The organism is Asticcacaulis taihuensis (genome assembly GCF_900100255.1).
Classification (GTDB): domain Bacteria; phylum Pseudomonadota; class Alphaproteobacteria; order Caulobacterales; family Caulobacteraceae; genus Asticcacaulis; species Asticcacaulis taihuensis.
Map to the genome: position 1 here is coordinate 100981 of NZ_FMTS01000008.1, position 20816 is coordinate 121796.

Consider the following 20816-nt stretch of genomic DNA (forward strand, 5'->3'; position numbering starts at 1 on the left):
AACATCTATGCTTTTAGAGGGCTCCCCAGGCCCTGCTTCTGACGAGACCCTTTATGTGCGAACTTCTGGCGATGAGCGCCAATGTGCCCACCGATGTGCGCTTCAGCTTCGCCGCCCTATCACAACGTGGCGGTGCCACGGGCGCGCATACCGACGGCTGGGGCATCAGCTTCTACGAGCAGAAGGGCTGCCGCAGCATCCACGACCCCAATCCCAGCGCCCATTCGGAGCTGGCGCGGTTCATCAAGTCCTATCCCATCAAGAGCCTGATCGTCATTGCCCATGTGCGCAAGGCCAATCGCGGCCGGATAGCGCTGGAAAACACCCATCCGTTCAGCCGCGAACTGTGGGGCAGCGCCTGGAGCTTCGCCCATAACGGCCAGTTGAAGGGCATCAAGAAGCGCCCCCTGACCTTTTATTCACCGATCGGCACGACGGACAGCGAACATGCCTTCTGCTGGCTGCTCGATCGGTTGCGCACGCAGTTTCCGAAACGTCCGTCCGATCCCGTGCTGGCCCGCGCGATAGCCGAGTTGTTCGCGGAACTGCGCAGATTGGGGGTGTTCAATGCGCTGCTGAGCGACGGCCGCGCCCTCTATGCCAGTTGCTCGACCAAACTGTGCTATGTCGAGCGCCGCGCGCCTTTTGGCCAGGCCAGCCTGATCGACGAGGACATGGAGGTCGATTTCGCCCAGGAAACAACGCCCGATGACCGCGTGGTTATCCTGGCCTCGACACCCCTCACCCGCAACGAGACATGGACGCCTGTCGAACCACAGACCACGTTGTTGGCGCGCAATGGGAACATTGTGAAAACATTCCGATAAACAGCGACAGTGCCGCCTGCTCTGTAAAACTTATGGGTCCAGGGGGCTTGCCCCCTGGTGGTGCGGCCAGCCGGGGTCGAACCGGCATAGGATTGCTCCTGGCAGATTTTAAGTCTGCTGCGTCTACCAATTTCGCCATGGCCGCATGTCCAGGCAGGCAGGGGGATGCTTCTGCCTGAAACGGAGGGAGTCGTAAAGCCTACTTTGTGTCTTTCGCGGGCAGCTTGAAGCGGACATCAGTATTGGCCATCAGCCACAGGGTGGCGGTCCAGGCGGCGACGTTCTGGCTCAGTTGCTGCGGATCGATGCGGTCCAGCGTATCGTTGGGCGTATGGTGGGTATCGAAATAGCGGTAGCCGTCCTGATTGAGATCGAAGGCCGGCACGAAACCGTTCATGGCGCCGGAATCCTCACCGCCGCCCGGCGTGGCCTTGGTGTCCTGATAGATGCCCAGCGGATAAAGCAGGTTGCCCAGTTTGGTGACAAAAGCCGCATCGTCGGTCGGCATCAGGGAGAAGTTGTTGATTTTGTCGGCCCCGAAGTCGGACTCGGCGTGCGCCACATAGTTGGCCAGTTCGGCCTTGTGCGCCTCGCGGAAAGCGCCGCCGCCGGTTTCAGTCGTATCCCCGGCTGGTTGCGAGACCTCTTCCGAGCCCCAGAAAACAACACGGATCGTGCGCTTCGGTTTGAGATTATGATCGATCATCACCTTGGCCGCCGCCATGGTGATGGCGATGCCGGAACCATCATCAATCGCACCCGTGCCCTGGTCCCAGCTATCGAGGTGACCACCGACCACGATGGTTTCCTGCGGTTTTTCAGACCCGACCAGATCCGCCACCACGTTCTGCGAGGTCTTGAGCCCCAGGAACTGGCCGGTCGTCTTCATGTGAATGCGGACCGGTCCGCCCTTCCCGGCCTTTTGCAGGGCTTCGATGCGACCAAGCTGGGAAGCGTCCGGCGCGCTGATCGCCATGGCCGGGATGCCCTTGCCATCCGACCAGGCCGAGGCGCCGGCATGGGGGAAGCGATTGCCATCCGTGCTGAGACTGCGCATGACAAAGCCGACCGCGCCGCGCTTCTGGGCCTCCATCGGCCCCTTGGCGCGCACCGTGCCCGACATGCGGCCATAGCCTGAGCCATTGCTGGCCTTGGCCATGGGCTGGAGAATGACAACGATCTTGCCGGTCAAGTCCTGCGCGGAATCGAGAAATTCCTGATATGTATCAAACATGACGGCTTCGGCCTCGACCTCGCCGGCCGTGGTGCCACCGAGCGACACACCGACCAGGGGCTGGGCAAATTCACCGGTGATGGCGATGGTTTCCGGACCGCCGCGCGCCCAGACATGGAGCGGAAAGGTCTCGATATGGACGTTCTGAAAGCCCAGTTCCTTCAGATGCGCGGCGGCCCATTCGGCGGCGCGCTTTTCAGAATCGCTGCCGGCCGGACGCGGGCCAAAGCGCGTGGTCAGTTCCGAGAGGAAATCATAGGCGACATTGGATTTCAGCGCGTCGTCACGCAAAGCGGCCGCCTGAACCTCGACCGACACCGGCGCGGCCGCCACAGGGACAGGCTTTGGTTTGGCCATAACCGGTAGGGCGCTCAGGGTGAGAACGGCGGCAAGGCCGGTGACAGCTAATTTCATGATATTCCTCAAAGTTACGCGGTAATTTCTTCAAAACTGGCCAGCGGATTGCGCGCCTTGCCGGCTTCCACCACCGAGGCTAGCGCCGCCTTCAGTTCATTCGTGGCAGCATCGACCTGCTCGGCATCCCGGCCGCGGACCACCAGGTGCGTACCGAAGGCGCCATCGAGCGACAGGCCATAGGGATAGCTGCCGAGCGACAGGTCGGGATAACGTGCATTAATCTCACGCAGGGCATCGGCTGCCGCGCTTTCACCGACATAGGATAGCTTGAGGGTGCGCGACAGCACGCGCGCGCCGGTGCGCAGACGCGGCGCCACGTCTTCCAGCATGGCCTCCATTATCTTGGGGACACCCGCCATGACGAACACATTGCCCAACTGGAAGCCGGGCGCGGCCGAAACCGGATTTTTGATCAGTTCCGCGCCATGGGGAATGCGCGCCATGCGGCGGCTGTTTTCATTCAGCGTCCAGCCCATGGCGATGGAGCGATCCATCAGCAATTTCAGCGCCGCCGGGTGCTCGCTGATATCCACGCCGAAAGCCTTTGCCATGCAGTCGGCCGTGATATCGTCGTGCGTCGGTCCGATGCCGCCGGTGGTAAAAAGATATTCATAAGTATTGCGCAGCGCATTGACGGTCTCGATGATCTGGTCCGCCTCATCATGCACAACCCGCACCTCGCGCAGGTCGATACCCAGCGCGCCGAGAAACCGGGCGATTGTATTGATATTGGAGTCAGTGGTACGCCCGGACAGGATCTCGTCGCCGATAATCAGAATGGCGGCGGTCGGATTGGTCGTCATGGGAAGGGCTCCAGTGGTCTCAGATTCACTTATCGGCATGAGCGGTCTCATAAAAGGGCGGCTCGTCACCAGATACAAGCGATTCTTCGCCAATATCGAACTCGATACAGGTGAAATCATTACAGCACACTGCCCGAACCCCGGCAAGATGCTGGGCCTGCTGACGTCAGGGACGCCTGCCTTGGTCACGCCACTCAATGATCCCAAGAAAAAGTTGCAGTACCGGCTGGAGGCGCTGGCGCAGGATAACATATGGGTGGGCATCAATACGCAGTGGCCCAACCGCCTGATCAACAAGGCGGTCGCGCTGGACCTCGTGCCCGAATTGACCGGCTACGCCGCCATACAGCCGGAGAAAAAATACGGCCGCAATTCGCGCATTGACCTCTATACCAGCGGCCACGCTTTCCGCCCTGACGCCTATATCGAGATCAAGAACGTCCATTTTTCACGGCAAGCAGGTCTGGCGGAATTCCCCGATTGCGTGACGCAACGCGGAACTAAACATCTTTATGAACTGATCGAAATGGTGAAGACCGGCTCTCGCGCCGTCGTTGTTTTTTGTGTTCAGCGCGATGACTGCCAGCGTTTCGATATCGCCCGCGACTGCGATCCCGGTTTCGGCCGCGCCTATGATGCCGCCCGCGAGGCCGGCGTGGAGTTTATCGCCACCGGATTTGGCTTTTCCGAAACGGGCCTGCGCCTGGCCACTGGGCTGGAAATCATCTGACAGCCTTGCCGTGTCCAGGTTTCCTGGAACCGAGCGCCACCACCGCCAGCAGGGCCGGCATCAGTGCGGCTTCCTGGCCTGGCACGGCGAAATAACGCGGCTCCCAGTCCGGTTTGAATTTTTCCTTATAGGCGCGCAAGCCCTCGAAATTATAGAAGTCGCCGCCGAACTGATAGATGACCGAGGCGATCTTGTACCAGGCGCGGCTGAGCGGCTTGGCTTCCAGACCGGCCAGCGGCGCCATGCCCAGCGAAAAATGACCATAGCCCTGCTCGCGGCTGTAGGCGATCAGTTGCAGGAAGAGATATTCCATGATGCTTGGCGGCGAGGCCGGATCGTAGCGCATCAGGTCAAGCGTCAGCAGGGTCTTGTCCTGGGTCGGCCACAGATTGGCGAAGGCCATGATCTCGCCTTCCAGCCGCACCACCGCCACCGGCGTCAGGCGCATGTAATCGGCCTTGAAGGAGCCGAGCGAATAGCTCTTTTCTTTTGCCGACTTGGTTTGCAGCCAGGCATCGGACACCTGCTTCAGGCGCAGCATATGCGGCTCCAGATCTTCGGGTGCAATGACTTCAAAGGTCGCGTTTAATCCCTCGAAGCGTTTCAGGGTCTGGCGGAAGCCATAGCCCTTTTTGCCGGCCAGGTCGAAACAGCGCACATCGACCATGGCCTCCTCACCGATCTTGTATGGCCACAGGCCCAGATCGAGCACCAGTGGCAGAAGCGCCGGGCTGACCTGGTAGAAGCTGAGGCGGGCATTGGCCATGGCCGCCATTTCCTTCAGTTCCCAGCACAGCGCCGTCGCCTCGGTGCGCGGCCCGACCGGCTCGCCCATCACCACCCATTGCTTGCCCGAAACACCATACATGATGAAGGCGGTGCGGGCGTCATTCCATAATATCTGCTTGTCACGCAAAAGGGCCAGCCATGCCTGCGGATTGGAGGCGCCGGAAACCACCTGTTTCAGGGAGTCCATGTCCGACATGTCCGGCACGGGCGGCGTCTGGCGCGCGATGCCAAACAGGCGGTAGAGCGTGATCAGCGTAATGGTGACAATGATGACGACAACACCACGCAGAAAGCGCGAGGTATTGGCATGGTAGGAAAAGTCGATCCACATCGAGTGGGCATAGGGCACATGCTGGTAGACATAGAAGCCGCCCCAGATGATCAGGCCCAGGGTGAACAGGCTGGTGAAGGCCCACAACGGATTGATCGACAGGCTGAGCAGGTTAGAGCGCCGGTTGAAAGCCCCCTTGCAAGGGATCAGCAGCAGGGCACAGATGGTCAGCAGGACCGCATTTATCAGCGCCAGTTCACGGGTCAGCGAGAGGACCGCAGCCGCGCAGAACAATCCGATAGCCAGATACCAGGCGGTTTCAATGCGCTCCCACAGGGCGCGCGCCAGGAAGATCATCATGACGCCGATGACCAGGCCGATAATGTGCGAGAATTCGACCAGTCCCAGCGGCAGCCATTTCTTGACCAATGGCATGACGGCCGGATCAATGGGGGTAAGGATCGACAGCAGCAGCAGGGTGCCCGCCGCGAACATGACGGTGGCAAACGCCGCAGGGATCATCCGCGTGGCGAAGTCGAACAATATATGGTTGAGGTTCGCGCGATGCTGTAGGGCCGTCATGCGTGGCTATTCACCACAATTCGCGGCCAAGGTCTAGCTGGCCTTGCTGCACCAGCTATCGCGGATATCCAGTTGCAGGCAGAGCGAATGCGCCTGGTCTTCGCTGGCCACCGGCCCCACCTTCAGCCGTACCATGGATTTGCCGGAAGCCGTGGTGATCTTCTGGTAGACCGGATGATACTGCTCGACGCCGGGATAGCGCGCCTGCAGGCCGAGCCAGGCGTTTTGCGCCGCTTCGGCCGATCCGAACGAGCCGATCTGAATGACGCGATTGCCGCGCGTGGTCACCACCGTCGTCACCGGTTGCGGCGTCGGCGAAGAGGCCGCGGCACCCGTTTCCAGTGGTGCATTGGCCTCGGTCGGCATCTTGAGCGGGTCTACAATGGCGATCCTGACCTTCGGTCTGGCGATCGGACCATCGCCGTCATGCAGCAGGCCGCCCTTACCGACCGCCAGATCTTTCGCGGTGTTGACGACCAGTTGTACGTCTTCCTTGCTCAGGCTCTTCGCATCCGCATCCGCCGACTGGTTCGCACCGCTGTCATCGACCGGGATTTCCTTGATCCTCGCCAGGGATTCCTTGAGGTTCTGGTTGTCGCACGCCGTCAGGCTGATGGCGCAGATCGCCGCAGCGCACAAAATGAGAGCTTTACGAAAGGGGGCCATATCAGTCATAAGGCCGGTTATGCGCCAGACCCGCAAAAATAGGGTTAGCGAATATGGTTAATAACGGACAAGTGATTAGGGCGTCTTCGATCTGATCACCATCTCCGAAACGCTCTAATCTTTCTAGTATACGCGCTTTTTAAACCAAAAAGTGCGTTACACTTTTCGGAAAGCGCTTATGCCGGATACCGCCAAACCCTTCGAAATCGCCCGTGCTCGTACCCTGCCCGCGCTGAAGGCCGAACTGGCCGCCTTGCGCACCGGCGGCGCCACCATCGGCTTCGTCCCCACCATGGGCGCCCTGCATGACGGCCATCTGGCCCTGGTACGCCACGCCAAATCCTTGTGCGACAAGGTGGTGGTATCGATCTTTGTCAATCCGCTGCAATTCGCCCCGACCGAAGACCTCGACCGTTATCCGCGCGACGAAGCCGGCGACATCGCCCGCCTGCAAAGTGTTGGCTGCGACCTGGTCTACCTGCCGACCGTCGATGTGCTCTATCCGAAAAACTTCGTCAGCCGGATTGAATTGGCCGGCCCGGCGCTTGGCCTGGAAACCGACTTCCGCCCGCAGTTCTTCTCCGGCGTCGCCACGGTCGTTTCCAAGCTGTTCAACCAGGTGCGGCCGGACGTCGCCGTCTTTGGCGAAAAGGATTTCCAGCAACTGGCGGTCGTCCGCGCCATGGTCCGTGATTTCGATATGGGCATAGAGATTATCGGTATGCCGACCGTGCGCGAAGCCGATGGCCTCGCCCTCTCCTCGCGCAATGCCTACCTCTCTCCGGAAGAACGCGCCATCGCCCCGAAACTGCATCAGGCGCTGGAAGCCATCCGCGATGGCCACCTGACAATCGATACGGCCAAGACCGAGTTGCAAGCCGCCGGTTTCGGCCAGATCGACTATATCGCCCTGCGTGATGCCGACACGCTCGGCGAGGTCACGCCGGAGACGACCTCTCGCCGTCTGCTGGCCGCCCTGTGGCTCGGCAAGACGCGCCTGATCGATAATATTCCGGCTTGATCACCACACACCCGCTTCCTTCAGCGCCTTCATCATGTCCGGCGGCAGGTCAGTCTCGCCTTCTATGATGTCGCGCGGCGCATCTTCCGCCTTCAGATACCGCCAGCCCTGGAAGGCGCGGCGCGGCTGCGCCTCGGTCAGGATGTTCTTCGTCCGCAAACCAATCCGCCAGTGATCGGCTTCCTCGTCAAACGAAGCGATCTCGCGCCGGCACAGGATCACGCCCTTGATCACCCAATAGAGCGAACCGCCTTCCAGCAGTTCTTCCCAGCGCGTCGGGCGGTTGCGCGTGTGAATGTAGGAGATTTCCCCGCGCGCCTTTTCCCAGCGCAGCAGGTCATCCAGGCTGTCGGCGCCGACGCATAATTTTACCAGATGTATGTCACTCAAACGAACAGTGCCCTTAACAGCGTTAAAAAAGAGGCTTAAATATTTAGAAGCAAATCGGGCGCACTTCTATAGTTAAAGTGCGTACCGGCGATAAGAGGTTTTGCGTATACGAATGGCCAAGGATACCCCTTCCCTGCAAGCGGCAATGGAAAGCCTGTTCGGCACCGCCCTGGGCCAGAGCGCCAGCCTGATTTCCCTGCCCGGTGGATCGCGCCTGTTCAGCGCCGGCGATGAGTCGGATCACCTCTACCTGCTGCGCTCCGGCCGACTTGGGGCTTTTCGCCATGATGAAGACCACGACGAACTTTCCCTGATCGGCATTATCCGGCCCGGCGAACCGGTCGGTGAAATGTCGCTGATCGCCGGCACCTCGCACAGTTCCACGGTCATGGCCCTGCGTGATTCCGACCTTCTGGCCATGCCGCGCGACGCCTTCTTCGCCGCCATGGAATCGCGTCCGGAACTGACGCTCGCCCTGGCCCGCAAGATGATCGAGCGCGCCCGGCGTGAAACGCCGAATGTCACGCCCAATGTCTTTGCCTTCTACGCCATATGCGACCAGCCGATCCGCCCCCTGATCGACCGTATCGCCGTGCAGGTGCGCGCGCTTGGCTATACGGTCGCCATCATCGACAAGGCCTTCCACGGCACCGCGCCAGAAGCCTTCAGCCAGATCGAAGCCGAGAACGACTATGTGCTGCATGTGGCCGAATGCCATGAAAGCCACTGGCGGCTTTTGAGCGCCCGCCAGGTCGATCATGTCTTCCTGCTGGCCAATGCCGAGCGGCCACCCGATGCCCTGGCCAGCGCCTGGGAGAAATCACTGCTCCACCGCGCGCCCGACCTGATCCTGCTCTATCCGAATGACATCCGGCCGCATATCCCCGGCCGCACAAAAGCCTGGCTGAATGTCATCGAGCCGACGCGCTGGTTCCATACCCATCCCGATAATGTCAATGACGCCGCCCGTCTGGCGCGTATCATCACCGGCCACAGTGTCGGCGTCGTCTTTTCGGGCGGTGGCGCCCGCGCCTTTTCCGAGATCGGCGCCATTCAGGCCCTGCGCGAGGCGCATATTCCTGTTGATTTCGTCTGCGGCTCTTCTATGGGCGCCATTCTCGCCGCCAGCCTGGCGCTGGGCTGGGACGAAGCCGAAATCGACTGGCGTATCCGTGATGCCTTCGTCAACTCCTCGCCACTCGATGACATCGTCATGCCATTTATCTCGATGGTATCCGGCGCCAAGGTCGACAAACGGCTGGAAAAGCATTTCGGCGATGTTCAGATCGAGGATATGCCCATTCCTTTCTTCTGCCTGTCATCCAATCTGACCACCGGAGTTTTGAAGGTTCACAAGACCGGAACACTGCGCCGCGCTCTCAGGGCCTCCATTTCCCTGCCGGGGGTCCTGCCACCGGTGGTGGAGGATGGCGAGGTGCTGGTCGATGGTGCGGTCATGCGCTCCTTCCCCGCCACCATGATGCGCAATACGCACCTGGGCACGGTCATCGGCGTCGATGTCACGCGGGCGCGCGGGCTTGATCCGCGGGCACTGGTCATCCCGAAAAACCTCGGCTCGTGGTTTGCAAAGGGCGACTGGCGCCGCGGCCCGCCGATTGTCTCGGTGATGATGCGCTCGGCCACCATCATCACCGCCGCCGACCTGGCGCTTTCGCGCGCCGCCACCGACCTGTTGATCATTCCAGAGCCGGAAGGCGTCGAGATCCGTGACTGGAAAGCCTACGACAAGGCGGTGGAGAGCGGTTACCAGACGACCGTGGCCACCTTGGCGCAACTCGATTCGCCGGTGACGACCCTGCGCAAGCTGGGCAAGAGTGTGCATCCCAATATCCCGGCCTTCACGCCGGACGACAGCTATATGGCAACCGCCGTCGAGCCGCCGGCGAATACGGGACGCGCCAGAACCTAATCCTTCAAGCCGCCCAGGCGTTTCAGGATCAGCCACACCGATATCGAAACGAACAGGATGCCCAGCGCGGCGGTGCCTATGGAAATAAAGGTGTAGGTATCGACCATGCCGTTGCGGATGACGGTCTGATCGTGCGTCGCCTGCCACCACGCACCCGTCGCGGCTCCAAGGCACCCCAGGCCAATACCACTGATGGTGATGAGCCAAAGCGTCTTCATGATCATCTGCCACAAGGTCTCATGCGGCTCATCGGCCTCTTCGGCGGACAGGGCGATGCGATCCCCATTCATCATCCACGACTCGCTGTCGTCCTCATAGGCCGCGGTCTGGAAATTCGATGACGGGCCAGCGCGCAGGAAAGGCTGTTCCGGCTCCGTCCTTTGCGGTGTTGCCTGTGGGGCCTGGTAATCCTGCGGCAGCGGACGCTGGAGCTGTTCGCGCCAGTGCAGGCCGGCCATTTCCGCCGCAATCGGCGCATTGGACGGCGCCGACAGATCGACCGGCGCTGGACGGGGGACTTCGACCAGGGTTTCAGTTGCCGCCGCGATCACGGGCGCGGCGGCCGGGATCGGCCTGGCGTAGGGGTTCAGGGCGGTAATCACCGGCGGCGGCATGGTCGAGGCCGAACCGGTCGGGCTGAAATCCACCACCGCTGGCGCCACTTCCGGCTCAGGGGTTTCTGACACAGCTTCCGCGCGTGACGAAATTTCAAATGGCGCCGACTCAGCGGTCGAAGGCGAAATGAGGCTGTGATTGGTAAATTCGGGGCCTGGCTGCACCGTCGGTGTTACCACTGGGGCAGGTTGCGGCGCGGCTTGCGGCGCATATTGTGGGTCTGGCGCCGGCTTCGGGAAAGGCCCGGCCAGCGGACGCCCCAGATTGCCGCCGCCATAAGGCGAATACAGCCGCATCAGGGCGGCGGCGGCCTCGGCCTTGCGCGCCATTTCCGCTTCGTCATCAGCCGGAGGGGCCGATTGAGCGGCCGCCGCTTCCCGATCACGCTTTTCCTGCTCAAGGCGGGCCTGTTCAAGACGCGCTTGTTCAAGTCTGGCCTGCTCAAGTCTGGCCTGTTCCGCCTGCGCGCGCTCGACAGCCTGACGTTCGGCTTCCAGGCGGGCCTGCGCCTGGCGTATCTCTTCCTGGCGCTCGTTTTCGAGCCGTTCAGCTTCCAGGCGCTCCGTTTCCAGGCGTTCCCGCTCCAGACGTTCCGCTTCGATGCGCGCCTGTTCAAGACGGACCTGTTCGAGCCTTATCTGTTCCTGACGCACGGCTTCGGCACGGATAGAGGCCAGACGGGCGGCCTCGGCCTGCTCCGCTTCGATACGGGCCTGTTCCAGGCGCCATTGTTCCAGGCGCTCTTGTTCAACCCTGGCCTGCTCAAGTCTGGCTTGCTCAATTCTGGCCTGCTCGATGCGCGCGGCTTCCAGGCGTTGCTGTTCCTGCAGACGCGCCGCTTCAGCGGCCGCAAGCGCCTCGGCCTCCCTCTGCATCTCAAGGCGCTGGGTTTCAAGTTTCTGGGCCTCGATACGCTCGGCTTCGATACGCTGCGCCTCAGCGCGCAGGGCCTCTGCCCGTTGAGCCTCTTCAAGTCGTCTGTGTTCGTCCTGGGCGCGGGCGATGGCGGCCTGAATATCGATGCTGGTCCTTGGTTCAGGCGCAGCCGGAGGCACCGGCGTACCGGTAAAACCTTGCGGCAGGCTTTCCACAACGGTTTCAGATGGCGCGGACGTGCCCAGATCGATGACCTGGCGTTCCGCTGCGGCCGGGGCCGGCGAGGCATACGGATTGATATAGCTGGCCTCAGGGGCGGCAGCCGACGGCCGCACATCTTCCACCGGTCGCCCAAGCGTGGCAGCCTGGTGGCTGACCTCTTCGGGTGTCAGGAACAGATCCTTTTCGGCGGCGCGGCGGCGGATCAGCGGCGCCAGCACATAGGTCTGACCGTTGAATTCGGCCGAACGCCAGCTATCCATGGCTAGCGCCGCTTCAGCGTAACGGCCTTCGTTGATACGCTTGAGCACGGTTGACTGGGCGAAATTCTCGGCGCCGATATTGAAACAGAAGGACACCAGCGCATCGAACTGGTTCTGGTTCAGCGGCACGAGCACCAGATTGTTGATGGCGTCCACCACCGGCAGCAGGTCGAAGCGCAACAGGGCATCGGCGTCTTCCTGCGTGACGCGGGCGCCTTCGCGAGCGGAAAAGGTATGGCCATAGCCCAGGGTCCAGCGACCGTCGGGCAAACGGGCCGCAGTTGTGCGCAGCCCCTCAAAACTCTTGATGAGCTCGACCCCCGCGCGGGAGACTTTTTGACGCGCTCTCATCCGTAATCCCAGTCCCTGAACCTGGCCCCTGACTGAACGTCACAGGGCCGAACACCACAGGCGGCAACCGCCCGATTGCTCCAAAACAAGACAGTTTTCGAGCCTTGTGTTCCAATCTAGCAAACCACAGACCATTTAAGATTTACAAGAGGATTATGGCAGCCAGACCAAGGAAACTGAAAAACCCGCAGAAATCGGTAACGAGCGTCACGAAGATCGGCGAGGCACCGGCCGGATCGATGCCGAATTTCGACGCCGCCATCGGGATCAGGGTGCCGGCGAGGGCCGCCATGGTAAAATTGATCAGGATGGCGCCGGCTATCACCGAAGCCAGTTTGGCGTCATGCCAGAAGATCAAGGTGACCACGGCCAGTCCAATGGCCACACAGGCGCCGACCAACCAGCCCGACATGATTTCCCGCCACAAGGTGCGCGCGGCATTGGCGGCGGTCAACTCACGCGCCGACAGGGCGCGCACGGCCACGGTCAGGGCCTGGGTGCCGAAATTGCCGCCGATCGAGGCCACAACCGGCATAAGGGCCGCCAGGGCCACCATCTTTACAATCTCGCCCTGGAAGGCACTGATCACCGTTACTGAGGCAAAGGCTGTCAGCAGGTTGACCAGCAGCCAGGGCAGGCGCGATTTTACCATGCCGAAAATACCGGTGTCGCGGCCCTCGATATCCGACACACCACCGAGCGCCAGGATGTCTTCGCGGTTTTCCGCCTGAATGATGTTAACGATGTCGTCGACCGTGATCTGCCCGACCAGCCGGCCGGAGGCATCCACCACCGGCGCCGAGATCAGGTGGTACTTCTCGAAGATGTAGGCGACCTCCTCCTGGTCCATGTCGACGGTGATTTCCGTCGTCGGGTCCATGAGCGTCGACAAAACCATATCGCGTTTGGTCCGCATCAGCACCGATACCGGCACGGCGCCCACCGGCTTGTGCGAGGGATCAATGACATAGATGTCGAAGAACAACTCCGGCAGGTCGTCGCCGGCTTCGCGCATATGGTCTATGGCGTGACCCACGGTCCAGAAACTGGGCGCGGCCATGACTTCGCGCTGCATCAGGCGGCCGGCGGTTTCTTCCTCATAGGCGAGCGACGTGACGATGGCCTCGCGCTCGGATTCCGGCATGGCGGCCAGAACCGCCTTCTGCTGGTCTTCCTCCAGGTCCTCGAAAACGGCCGCCGCGTCGTCAGAATCGAGTTCCTGGAGCACCTCGGCGATATCGGCCGTGTGCATGCTCTCAATAACTTCCTCGCGGATATCGTCATCGAGTTCCGGCAGGATATCGGCCAGGGCGTCGGAGGGAATCCACGGAATGACCTCCTCGCGGTAATCTTCCGACAGGAAGCCCAGCAGGTCGGCGATATCAGCATAATGCAGGGCGTCGAGCAGTTCGCGCAGGCGCAGACCATCGCCGCGATCGGCGGCATCGATAACCAGCGAGATATATTGCGGATTAAGGGCGTAGTCGTCCTTAAGGGCGAAATCCTCGATCTGCTCGGGCGTGATCAGCCCGGCATCAATCTCCTCATTGTCGCGGCGGTCTTTAACCGGCGCGGCGACAAGTACATCATTTTCAGAAATATCTGCTTTTTGAGGGGTTTCGGACTTCTGGCTCATCGCTCAGGCTCCCCATTCAGACGCTATCGCGTATGCCTCAAAAATGATCTCCGGATTGGTGCGGTCAAGAAGACTCGAACTTCCACGGGTTGCCCCACAGCGACCTCAACGCTGCGCGTCTACCAATTCCGCCATGACCGCACGCCATCCGGAGAGGGGCGCAGATAGCAACACTTTTACGCTTTGGGAAGCCCTTAATCGCAACTATCCCAAAATATTAGCGGTCACGCTTACGAACCGATGGCCATAAAGTCATAGACATTGGCCTGGCGGGTGACCACGATCGAGATCTTTTCCTCGAAAATCTGGATTTCGCCGCGCGCCACCGGGTGATTATTGGCCAGGATCCACACCTCGTCATGCTCATGGGCATCCAGCGGAATCACCGCGCCACGACCCATGCGCAGCAGTTGCGCCATCGGCAAAACCGAACGCCCCAGCAGAACCGAAATTTCAACGGGGACGGCGCCCACCTGGTTAGACACGAAAAAACAGCCCCTTAAACCCACACATCCGAAGCGCAATCTGACAAAGTGGACGCCACCGCACCGGCGGCCCGGTTTTCGGATAAATTGCGCGACAAAATAAAAAAAACTCCGAGGGAACCCCTATATTAGGGCCTTGCCTCTTAACAACTTATGACACATTGAAGCGACATGCTTTCCGAGACGTTAAATCCCGAAGAAATCGATCCGCCGTTCGCTAAAAAAACGGGGCTGCCGCCTGAATGGATCGTGGCCCCTGCACTCGTGCCCTATCCCGAAGCCCTGGCCTTTATGGAAGCGCGCGTGGCCGCCATCGCCGCCGGAGAGGCGCGGGAGATGGTCTGGCTGGTCGAGCATCCGCCGCTCTATACCGCCGGGGTTTCCGCGAAGAAGAAAGACCTGATCGCGCCGGACCGTTTCGAGGTGTTCGATGCCGGGCGCGGCGGGCAATATACCTATCACGGTCCCGGCCAGCGCGTGGTCTATGTCATGCTTGATCTCAACCAGCGCCGCAAGGATGTCCGGGCTTTTGTCGAGGCCCTGGAGCGCTGGCTGATCGATACGCTGTGGCGATTCAATGTCGAAGGCCATATCCGTGACGGGCGGGTCGGCGTCTGGGTCGAGCGGAGGGATAAGGGATACGAGCCCCTGACCGAGGACAAAATCGCTGCCATCGGCATCAAGCTGCGCCGCTGGGTCAGTTTCCACGGCATCAGCCTGAATGTTGAGCCGGACCTCACGCATTTCGACGGCATTGTCCCCTGTGGCATTACTGAGCACGGCGTCACCAGCCTGCTCGACCTCGGCCTGCCAGTAATCATGGATGAGGTCGATTACGCGCTGAAATCGAGTTTCGAGGCGATCTTCGGGCCAGTGGAAGCGAAGTAAGACACCCCGCCACTGCGTCTCGCCAGCGCAAGGGTCCTCTTATTGCGGTCCCCCTCCCGACAAGCGGGGAAGTATAAAAAGCCACTTCGCCTATGCCTCCCCAACTTGTTGGGGAGGGGGACCGCGCCATTCTTCATGGCGTGGTGGTGGGGCTTCTTGCTTAGCTTTCGCCCGGCGTCAGGCGAAAAAGCGTCACTCCATAACGATTATCGCCACGCTCGGCATTTTTTCTTTAGTTTTGCTCGCCCGGCGTCAGACGAAACAGCGTCGCCCCGTAGCGGTTATCGCCGCGCTCGCCGGGCATAACGCACAGGTCGATGGCCGCCCAGACCAGCACCACCACGGCGATAAAATCGAAAAAGCCCTGTGGACGCGGCCAGACCATCACCACCGCCAGCAGGATGATACCGGCCCACCAGCCGGAACGGCCACGATCATGCAGGCGCTTTGAGACGACGCAGGCGCCGCAATAGAACAATATCGGATAAACGATCCAGTTGAGGAACGACAGGGCGCCGGTCACCACCGACTCATAAACCGCCAGAAACAGCAGCAGAACGGCTGCCGCTATGATCGAAGGCACCTGCCCGGCCCGGCCCGTGGACGAGAAAAACAGTTCGCTCCAGTCGATTTTCCGATTCATCAGCCACTCCAACGCTTTGCTTGCCCTTATACCATGAAGCCACAGGCGAAAAGCAAAAAGGCTTAAAGCCCGTCGAGGCCGATCTCGCGGCACAGGCTGGCCATATCTTCCGGCACCGGCGCTTCCAGGGTGAATTCCCCGCGGCCATCGGGGTGCGGAAAGGTGAGTTGCCGGGCGTGCAGCATCAGGCGCGGCACCGACACGCCACCCAGTGACAACGCTCCACCATAACGGACATCCCCCGCGATCGACGAGCCCATTTCCGCCAAATGGACGCGGATCTGGTGCATCCGACCGGTATGGGGCTCACAGCGCACCAGGGCGGCTTCGTCGGTCCGTGCCAGCACGGTAAAGGCCGTTTCGGCGGTTTGGGCATCAGGATGATCGGCGGCGCAGACGCGGCTATAGGCTTCGCGGCCGATTTCCTCGCGGCGCAACGGGAAGGTCATGACGCCACTTTCCGGCAGGTTATGCGGATTGCCCACCACCGCCAGGTAGGTCTTGGCGAAGGCCCGACGGATCATCGCCTTGCCGAGATAAGAGGTCGCCGGCTGGGTTTTGGCCACCAGCAATATGCCGGACGTGTCACGGTCCAGGCGGTGGATCAACATGGGTCGACGGCCGGATGGCTTGACGAAGGTCCACATCATGTCGTCGAGATTGTGCCCGCCGCCACGTCCCCCTTGGCTAGACAGGCCCGAAGGTTTGTTGAAGCCCATGATGTGCTCGTCTTCATAGACAATCATCGACTTTACCCACACCTGATCGGCCTCCGGTATCAGGCGCGGCGCCTTGCGGGGATTATCGCTCTTGCTCCTCTGCGGCGGACGGCTGCGGCCACTGGCGAGCGCCTGGCGATGCTGGGGGGAATGCTTGACCATGGCCGATGCCTAGCGCCAGCAAGGCGTAAGGTCAAAAGGTTTCAGAATACATCTTCCTGACGGCTGTGATGCGGCGGCTGCGCCATCATAATGATCAGCGTAATCATACCGAAGCCCGTGAACCAGAGCAGCAGCCACCAGCCGCTGCGATTGATGTCATGCAAACGGCGCACACCGACAGCCAGTTGTGGAATAATCAGGATGAGACTAGCAAGCCCAATCAACGGAATGCAGCTAAAAATGAACACGAATAAATAAAACCACCAATATTCCGAGCGACTGGCACGGCCTTGAAAGTTCGCATAGTTGTTCCAACAGGTGCCAATGGCGTCGCCGAAATCGCGTGGACGCGGATCGGGGCCATAACGGTTAGTTCCGCCCGGTTTCTTGATGATCAGCGGCAGGCAGGCCAGGAGCAGCGGGACCAGAATAATGATCCAATGCCAGATTGACATTCCGCCCATAACTTCCCCCTCGGATAGATTACCGCTTCTGCTTTTGTTGCCTCAACTCACTGAGATATTCAAGCCGCTGTTTTGTCTTGCCCTCGTGGCCGTCACCCTTGGGATCGTAGAACTTCGGGCGCCTCATGCCATCAGGGAAATAGTTCTGGCCGGAGAAGCCATCGGGATCGTCCGGGTCATAAATATAACCGGCGCCATAGCCGATCTCCTTCATCAGCTTGGTCGGCGCATTCAGGATCACCGCCGGCGGATCGAGATGACCGGTTTCCTTGGCCAGCTTTGTCGCCGCCTTGAAGGCCGTATAGACGCTGTTGGATTTCGGCGCGGCGGCCATATGGACGACGGCCTGCGCCAGGGCCAGTTCACCTTCGGGTGAGCCCAGAGCTTCATAGGTATCGCGCGCCGCATGGCACATCAACAAAGACATCGGGTCCGCATTGCCGATATCTTCCGAGGCCATGCGGATCAGGCGGCGGGCGATAAATAACGGATCATCGCCACCATTCAGCATCCGCGCCAACCAGTAGAGCGCCGCATCGGGATCGGAGCCGCGCACCGACTTGTGCAGGGCGGAAATCAGGTTGTAGTGCCCTTCCCGGTCCTTGTCGTGGTTCGGCCGGCGCTTTTGCAGATGCGCCAGCAGGCCGTCACTATCGATCGGCGCGTCAAAGCCCATATGATCGAGCGACTCGATCAGGCTGAGGATATAGCGGCCGTCACCATCGCTCAGCAGTTTCAGCGTATCGCGGGCTTCCGGCGTCAGCGGCAGGCCGTGGCCGAGGTGCGCTTCGGCCCGCGCCATAAGCTGATCGAGCGCCGTGTCATCCAGCCGCTTGAGCACAAACACCTGGCAGCGCGACAACAAAGCGCCGTTCAGTTCAAACGACGGGTTCTCGGTGGTGGCGCCGATCAGGGTCACCACACCGGCCTCGACATAGGGCAGGAAACTATCCTGCTGGGCACGGTTGAAACGGTGGATTTCATCAACGAAAAGGACCGTGCGCGCGCCTTGGCCCCCCTTTAACTGAGAATACCGAAACTGCGCCTGCTCGAAAGCCTTCTTCAGATCGGCCACGCCGGAAAAGACAGCCGAAATCTGCTGAAACTCATAGCCCGCCGCCTCGGCCAGCAGACGCGCGATCGTGGTCTTGCCGACGCCCGGCGGTCCCCACAGGATCAGGCTCGGCAAAAATCCGCGTTCGATCACCCTTGCAATCGCCCCGCCGCTGCCCAGCACGTGATCCTGCCCCACCACCTCGGCAAGAGTTTTCGGGCGCAGACGATCGGCCAGAGGTTTTGCGGCCTCATCGACTTGCGGGATAGCGCTTTTCAGCGACGGTTCGGGGGCGCCGAACAGGTCGGCAAGAGGCGCTTTCGACATGAAACAAATATAGAACATCCTCCCCGATGTGGGAAGGCAAAATTAACGATTCGCCCATTGCGCGGCCAGTTCCCGCCTCAGATTTTCGAGCTGTGCCTGTCCTAAAGGCGAAAGCGTGACGTAGAGCGCGGGGCCGTGCCCCTCTTCTCGCCCCGTCCGTGATCGGGAAGCGGCATTACGCCTGGCTTGGCCAGCCACAGGTTCAATCGCCTGCACGCGCTGGCGCCAATAGGCGCTGGCCCGCGTTTCAACCTGTCCTGCACCTGTGAAATACACGCTCGCCTCCGGCGCGGAGAGACGATTCTCCGCCCCAAGAGGTTAATGCGCATTAACCTTTCGCGCCAGTTATTTCCCCTTTTTCGCCGGTTTATCCTCAGCGCCGTAGATGGGTTTCAACCAGTCGGTCGTGCCCGCAATGCGCTCCAGATGCGGATAGCGCAGGCCGTCATGATAATCGAAGGTAATGGTTTTGAAATACTCCCCATCCTGCACCAGCAGATTGATCTTGTCGGTATTGCCGGGCCTGTGCGCGGCGATCACCAGATCCTTCAGGCGGTCGCCATCATAGGCACGATCATTGACAGCAACTACCTTCATGCCCGCCGTCATTCCAGCCTTGAAGCCCAGACCATTCCACAGCACATCGCGCAGGGTGCCGTCCTTGCCGATGCTCAGGCCCAGGCTGTAGCCGAAATTGGCGCCGCGCTTGCCCTCATTGCTCCTGATGTAGTCGGACGGCGTATTGTCATAGACCAGCCTGTAACCGCCGCGGGTCAGGCCATCAAGTGGTGCCCCTTTGCCTGTGCGTTCCAGGCGCGTTTTCAGAAAGCCTGCCCAGTCATAGGCATAGACCGCGTTCAGCGACGCCACCACGTCATCGAACGTATAGGGCGCCGGCAGGAACGAGCCGTTATGGACATTGAAGAAGGCTTTGGCGAAATCGTCGAGCGACTTCCTGCCGCCGGTCTTTTCGCGGATCAGCGTATCGGCATCCAGCCAGATCAGGCCACCCTCAGCATAATAGTCTTCGGAGCGCTGCCAGGTGGGCCAGGACTTCGGCTCGCGGTTGGAGATGATCGGATCGAAGGTCGTATCCTGCAAATCGCGCCATTCACGCGCCGGCAGCAGATCGTAGCTGGCCATGGTCGCGGCCATCATCTGCAAACGCTGGTCGAAATTATAGAGCCCGGCGCGGCTTTCCAGCAGTTCGCCCCAATAGGTCGTGCCACCTTCATAGACCCACAAAAGCTCATCACGCATCGGCTCCTGGAAGGTCGGCGTAAATTGTCCGGCCGGGCGGCGGAACTTGCCATCCCAGCTATGGGTATATTCGTGCGGCGGGATAAAGCGGCCGAAGCCCTTGCCGACGACATTGCGCAGATAGCCCGGCTCGACGGCGTTTTCCGATGAGCGGTGGTGCTCCAGGCCGATGCCGCCCATCTCAGAGGTGATGGCGAGCAGGATATCATAATGGTCATAGTGCTGGCCGCCAAAGAGCTTGTAGGCCTCCTGCACCACGTTCTTCTGGATGGTCAGGGCCTTTTCGGGCACTTCGAGATCGGCCGGATCATCGGCGGCGATATCGAGGAAGACAGGCACTTTCGACCCCGGATCGAGGTCATAGCGCTTGAAATAGCGCCCGGCCAGCAGCGGCGAATCGATCAGGTTGTCGTAGGAGATCGGCTTGAAGGTGACCACGTCGGCTTCACGCTTGTCCGTTTCCAGCGCCGAGCCGTAGCCCCAGCCCTGCGGCAGGGTCAGGGTCACCTGCACCGGAATACGGCGTGTGTAATAGCCGGCGGGATAGAGGCTCTCGTTCTCCCACTGCATGTCCATCATGTTGCGTGTATGGACGATCAGACCGTCGCGTTCCTGTACCGGCGAAAGGAACTGGAAGTCGGCCACGACCTCGGTCACACCCGCCGGTACTTCAACGTGGAAACCGTTGGTGGCCACGTCATCACGGCGCCACTTCAGCTCTTTTCCGACCGCCGTGATATGCAGACCGGCCAGCTTGGTCACATCGCTGTCGCGTGGGGAATGGGTGCCCGGCAGCCACTTCGGTTGCAGCAGCACCAGCGGCCCGGCGCCCGAGACCGGGATGACCTCGTGAATGGTGATGATATGGCGGTCGAGATCGGTGGCATCGACATGCAACTGGATTGTGCCCGGATAATCGACATCCTGCGGAACCGGCAAGGCGGGCGTATCCGGCGTCGGCATCGGCAAGGCTTGCTCCTGCGCCATTGCCCCACCCACCGTCAGAGCCACGACCAGCGCCAAACCGGATATTTTCAACATTATACGCCTCCCGAAATGCAGGCGGCACTATTGGCGGCAAGTTTGTCGTTGTAAAGTGGTTACAAAAGATCCGGCACATTAAGATTCTGGTTACGCTACGCGGCCACTATTAACCGGAATTCAAACAGTCCAGCGTTCCGCCGAATTATAAAT

The 20816-nt window shown here is 60.6% G+C and carries 18 protein-coding genes and 2 tRNA genes; 5 read left to right on the forward strand and 15 right to left on the reverse strand.

The window, feature by feature from the left end; all coding sequences use genetic code 11:
• Window positions 1-53: 53 nt before the first annotated feature.
• The gene (locus BLO49_RS16420) at window positions 54-827 is read left to right on the forward strand and encodes a class II glutamine amidotransferase (protein ID WP_090650516.1); all 774 of its coding nucleotides are present in this window, start codon (window positions 54-56) and stop codon (window positions 825-827) included.
• Between the two features lie 58 nt (window positions 828-885).
• Here the strand turns inward: BLO49_RS16420 and BLO49_RS16425 are convergent.
• The 3 genes from BLO49_RS16425 to BLO49_RS16435 form a co-directional block, all read right to left on the reverse strand.
• A tRNA-Leu gene (locus BLO49_RS16425) sits at window positions 886-972 on the reverse strand.
• Window positions 973-1026: 54 nt separating this feature from the next.
• Window positions 1027-2475 carry a M20/M25/M40 family metallo-hydrolase gene (locus tag BLO49_RS16430; RefSeq protein WP_090650517.1) on the reverse strand — a complete coding sequence of 483 codons (1449 nt, stop codon included), beginning with the start codon at window positions 2473-2475 and terminating at the stop codon, window positions 1027-1029.
• Between the two features lie 14 nt (window positions 2476-2489).
• Window positions 2490-3281: a competence/damage-inducible protein A gene (locus BLO49_RS16435; protein ID WP_090650518.1), complete on the reverse strand. Its 792-nt coding sequence runs from the start codon at window positions 3279-3281 to the stop codon at window positions 2490-2492.
• Window positions 3282-3318: 37 nt separating this feature from the next.
• On the opposite strand from BLO49_RS16435, the gene sfsA reads away from it, so the two are divergent.
• A complete protein-coding gene (sfsA, locus tag BLO49_RS16440; protein ID WP_090650520.1) occupies window positions 3319-4011 on the forward strand; it encodes a DNA/RNA nuclease SfsA in 693 nt (230 codons plus the stop codon).
• On the opposite strand, the gene BLO49_RS16445 is transcribed toward sfsA, so the two are convergent.
• Both BLO49_RS16445 and BLO49_RS16450 read right to left on the reverse strand, forming a co-directional pair.
• Complete coding sequence (locus BLO49_RS16445; protein WP_090650522.1) at window positions 4004-5653, reverse strand: phosphatidylglycerol lysyltransferase domain-containing protein; 1650 nt, start codon at window positions 5651-5653, stop codon at window positions 4004-4006. The two genes, sfsA and BLO49_RS16445, sit on opposite strands and share 8 nt — an antisense overlap.
• 33 nt (window positions 5654-5686) lie before the next feature.
• On the reverse strand, window positions 5687-6328 hold the full coding sequence (locus BLO49_RS16450) for an SPOR domain-containing protein (RefSeq protein WP_090650523.1): 642 nt from the start codon (window positions 6326-6328) through the stop codon (window positions 5687-5689).
• Window positions 6329-6497: 169 nt separating this feature from the next.
• Between BLO49_RS16450 and panC the strand changes: the two genes are divergently transcribed.
• A complete protein-coding gene (gene panC, locus BLO49_RS16455; RefSeq protein ID WP_090650525.1) occupies window positions 6498-7340 on the forward strand; it encodes a pantoate--beta-alanine ligase in 843 nt (280 codons plus the stop codon).
• Here the strand turns inward: panC and BLO49_RS16460 are convergent, their stop codons facing one another.
• On the reverse strand, window positions 7341-7730 hold the full coding sequence (locus BLO49_RS16460) for a DUF1489 family protein (protein ID WP_090650526.1): 390 nt from the start codon (window positions 7728-7730) through the stop codon (window positions 7341-7343).
• Window positions 7731-7842: 112 nt separating this feature from the next.
• Between BLO49_RS16460 and BLO49_RS16465 the strand changes: the two genes are divergently transcribed.
• Complete coding sequence (locus tag BLO49_RS16465; RefSeq protein WP_090650528.1) at window positions 7843-9660, forward strand: patatin-like phospholipase family protein; 1818 nt, start codon at window positions 7843-7845, stop codon at window positions 9658-9660.
• On the opposite strand, the gene BLO49_RS18690 is transcribed toward BLO49_RS16465, so the two are convergent.
• The 4 genes from BLO49_RS18690 to BLO49_RS16485 form a co-directional block, all read right to left on the reverse strand.
• Window positions 9657-11984: a lysozyme gene (locus BLO49_RS18690; RefSeq protein ID WP_090650529.1), complete on the reverse strand. Its 2328-nt coding sequence runs from the start codon at window positions 11982-11984 to the stop codon at window positions 9657-9659. The genes BLO49_RS16465 and BLO49_RS18690 overlap by 4 nt on opposite strands.
• A gap of 142 nt (window positions 11985-12126) precedes the next feature.
• Window positions 12127-13620 (reverse strand): magnesium transporter, encoded by a 1494-nt coding sequence (gene mgtE, locus BLO49_RS16475; protein WP_090650531.1) that lies wholly within the window; start codon window positions 13618-13620, stop codon window positions 12127-12129.
• A 56-nt stretch (window positions 13621-13676) separates the two neighbouring features.
• Window positions 13677-13761, reverse strand: a tRNA-Leu gene (locus BLO49_RS16480).
• An 89-nt stretch (window positions 13762-13850) separates the two neighbouring features.
• Window positions 13851-14144, reverse strand: coding sequence for a FliM/FliN family flagellar motor switch protein (locus BLO49_RS16485; RefSeq protein WP_090650533.1), 294 nt, complete (start codon window positions 14142-14144; stop codon window positions 13851-13853).
• A gap of 132 nt (window positions 14145-14276) precedes the next feature.
• Between BLO49_RS16485 and lipB the strand changes: the two genes are divergently transcribed.
• Window positions 14277-14993 carry a lipoyl(octanoyl) transferase LipB gene (gene lipB / locus BLO49_RS16490; protein ID WP_090650534.1) on the forward strand — a complete coding sequence of 239 codons (717 nt, stop codon included), beginning with the start codon at window positions 14277-14279 and terminating at the stop codon, window positions 14991-14993.
• A gap of 232 nt (window positions 14994-15225) precedes the next feature.
• Here lipB and BLO49_RS16495 read toward each other — a convergent pair whose 3' ends face one another.
• The 5 genes from BLO49_RS16495 to BLO49_RS16515 all read right to left on the reverse strand — a co-directional run bounded on the left by BLO49_RS16495 (window position 15226) and on the right by BLO49_RS16515 (window position 20663).
• Complete coding sequence (locus tag BLO49_RS16495) at window positions 15226-15636, reverse strand: DUF805 domain-containing protein (RefSeq protein WP_090650535.1); 411 nt, start codon at window positions 15634-15636, stop codon at window positions 15226-15228.
• 62 nt (window positions 15637-15698) lie between these two features.
• Window positions 15699-16517 carry an RluA family pseudouridine synthase gene (locus BLO49_RS16500; RefSeq protein WP_090650536.1) on the reverse strand — a complete coding sequence of 273 codons (819 nt, stop codon included), beginning with the start codon at window positions 16515-16517 and terminating at the stop codon, window positions 15699-15701.
• Between the two features lie 41 nt (window positions 16518-16558).
• Complete coding sequence (locus BLO49_RS16505; RefSeq protein WP_245679072.1) at window positions 16559-16981, reverse strand: DUF805 domain-containing protein; 423 nt, start codon at window positions 16979-16981, stop codon at window positions 16559-16561.
• Between the two features lie 19 nt (window positions 16982-17000).
• Window positions 17001-18362, reverse strand: a complete 1362-nt coding sequence (locus tag BLO49_RS16510) for a replication-associated recombination protein A (protein ID WP_170828375.1) — start codon at window positions 18360-18362, stop codon at window positions 17001-17003.
• A 345-nt stretch (window positions 18363-18707) separates the two neighbouring features.
• Window positions 18708-20663, reverse strand: a complete 1956-nt coding sequence (locus BLO49_RS16515) for a M61 family metallopeptidase (protein WP_090650538.1) — start codon at window positions 20661-20663, stop codon at window positions 18708-18710.
• Between the last annotated feature and the right edge of the window lie 153 nt (window positions 20664-20816).

Excerpts from the sequence above, each read along its gene's own strand:
- BLO49_RS16420 (WP_090650516.1), top strand. The coding sequence starts at position 54 with ATGTGCGAACTTCTGGCGATGAGCGCCAATGTGCCCACCGATGTGCGC.
- BLO49_RS16430 (WP_090650517.1), bottom strand. The coding sequence starts at position 2,475 with ATGAAATTAGCTGTCACCGGCCTTGCCGCCGTTCTCACCCTGAGCGCC.
- BLO49_RS16435 (WP_090650518.1), bottom strand. The coding sequence starts at position 3,281 with ATGACGACCAATCCGACCGCCGCCATTCTGATTATCGGCGACGAGATC.
- sfsA (WP_090650520.1), top strand. The coding sequence starts at position 3,319 with ATGAGCGGTCTCATAAAAGGGCGGCTCGTCACCAGATACAAGCGATTC.
- BLO49_RS16445 (WP_090650522.1), bottom strand. The coding sequence starts at position 5,653 with ATGACGGCCCTACAGCATCGCGCGAACCTCAACCATATATTGTTCGAC.
- BLO49_RS16450 (WP_090650523.1), bottom strand. The coding sequence starts at position 6,328 with ATGACTGATATGGCCCCCTTTCGTAAAGCTCTCATTTTGTGCGCTGCG.
- panC (WP_090650525.1), top strand. The coding sequence starts at position 6,498 with ATGCCGGATACCGCCAAACCCTTCGAAATCGCCCGTGCTCGTACCCTG.
- BLO49_RS16465 (WP_090650528.1), top strand. The coding sequence starts at position 7,843 with ATGGCCAAGGATACCCCTTCCCTGCAAGCGGCAATGGAAAGCCTGTTC.
- BLO49_RS18690 (WP_090650529.1), bottom strand. The coding sequence starts at position 11,984 with ATGAGAGCGCGTCAAAAAGTCTCCCGCGCGGGGGTCGAGCTCATCAAG.
- mgtE (WP_090650531.1), bottom strand. The coding sequence starts at position 13,620 with ATGAGCCAGAAGTCCGAAACCCCTCAAAAAGCAGATATTTCTGAAAAT.
- lipB (WP_090650534.1), top strand. The coding sequence starts at position 14,277 with ATGCTTTCCGAGACGTTAAATCCCGAAGAAATCGATCCGCCGTTCGCT.
- BLO49_RS16495 (WP_090650535.1), bottom strand. The coding sequence starts at position 15,636 with ATGAATCGGAAAATCGACTGGAGCGAACTGTTTTTCTCGTCCACGGGC.
- BLO49_RS16500 (WP_090650536.1), bottom strand. The coding sequence starts at position 16,517 with ATGGTCAAGCATTCCCCCCAGCATCGCCAGGCGCTCGCCAGTGGCCGC.
- BLO49_RS16505 (WP_245679072.1), bottom strand. The coding sequence starts at position 16,981 with ATGGGCGGAATGTCAATCTGGCATTGGATCATTATTCTGGTCCCGCTG.
- BLO49_RS16510 (WP_170828375.1), bottom strand. The coding sequence starts at position 18,362 with ATGTCGAAAGCGCCTCTTGCCGACCTGTTCGGCGCCCCCGAACCGTCG.
- BLO49_RS16515 (WP_090650538.1), bottom strand. The coding sequence starts at position 20,663 with ATGTTGAAAATATCCGGTTTGGCGCTGGTCGTGGCTCTGACGGTGGGT.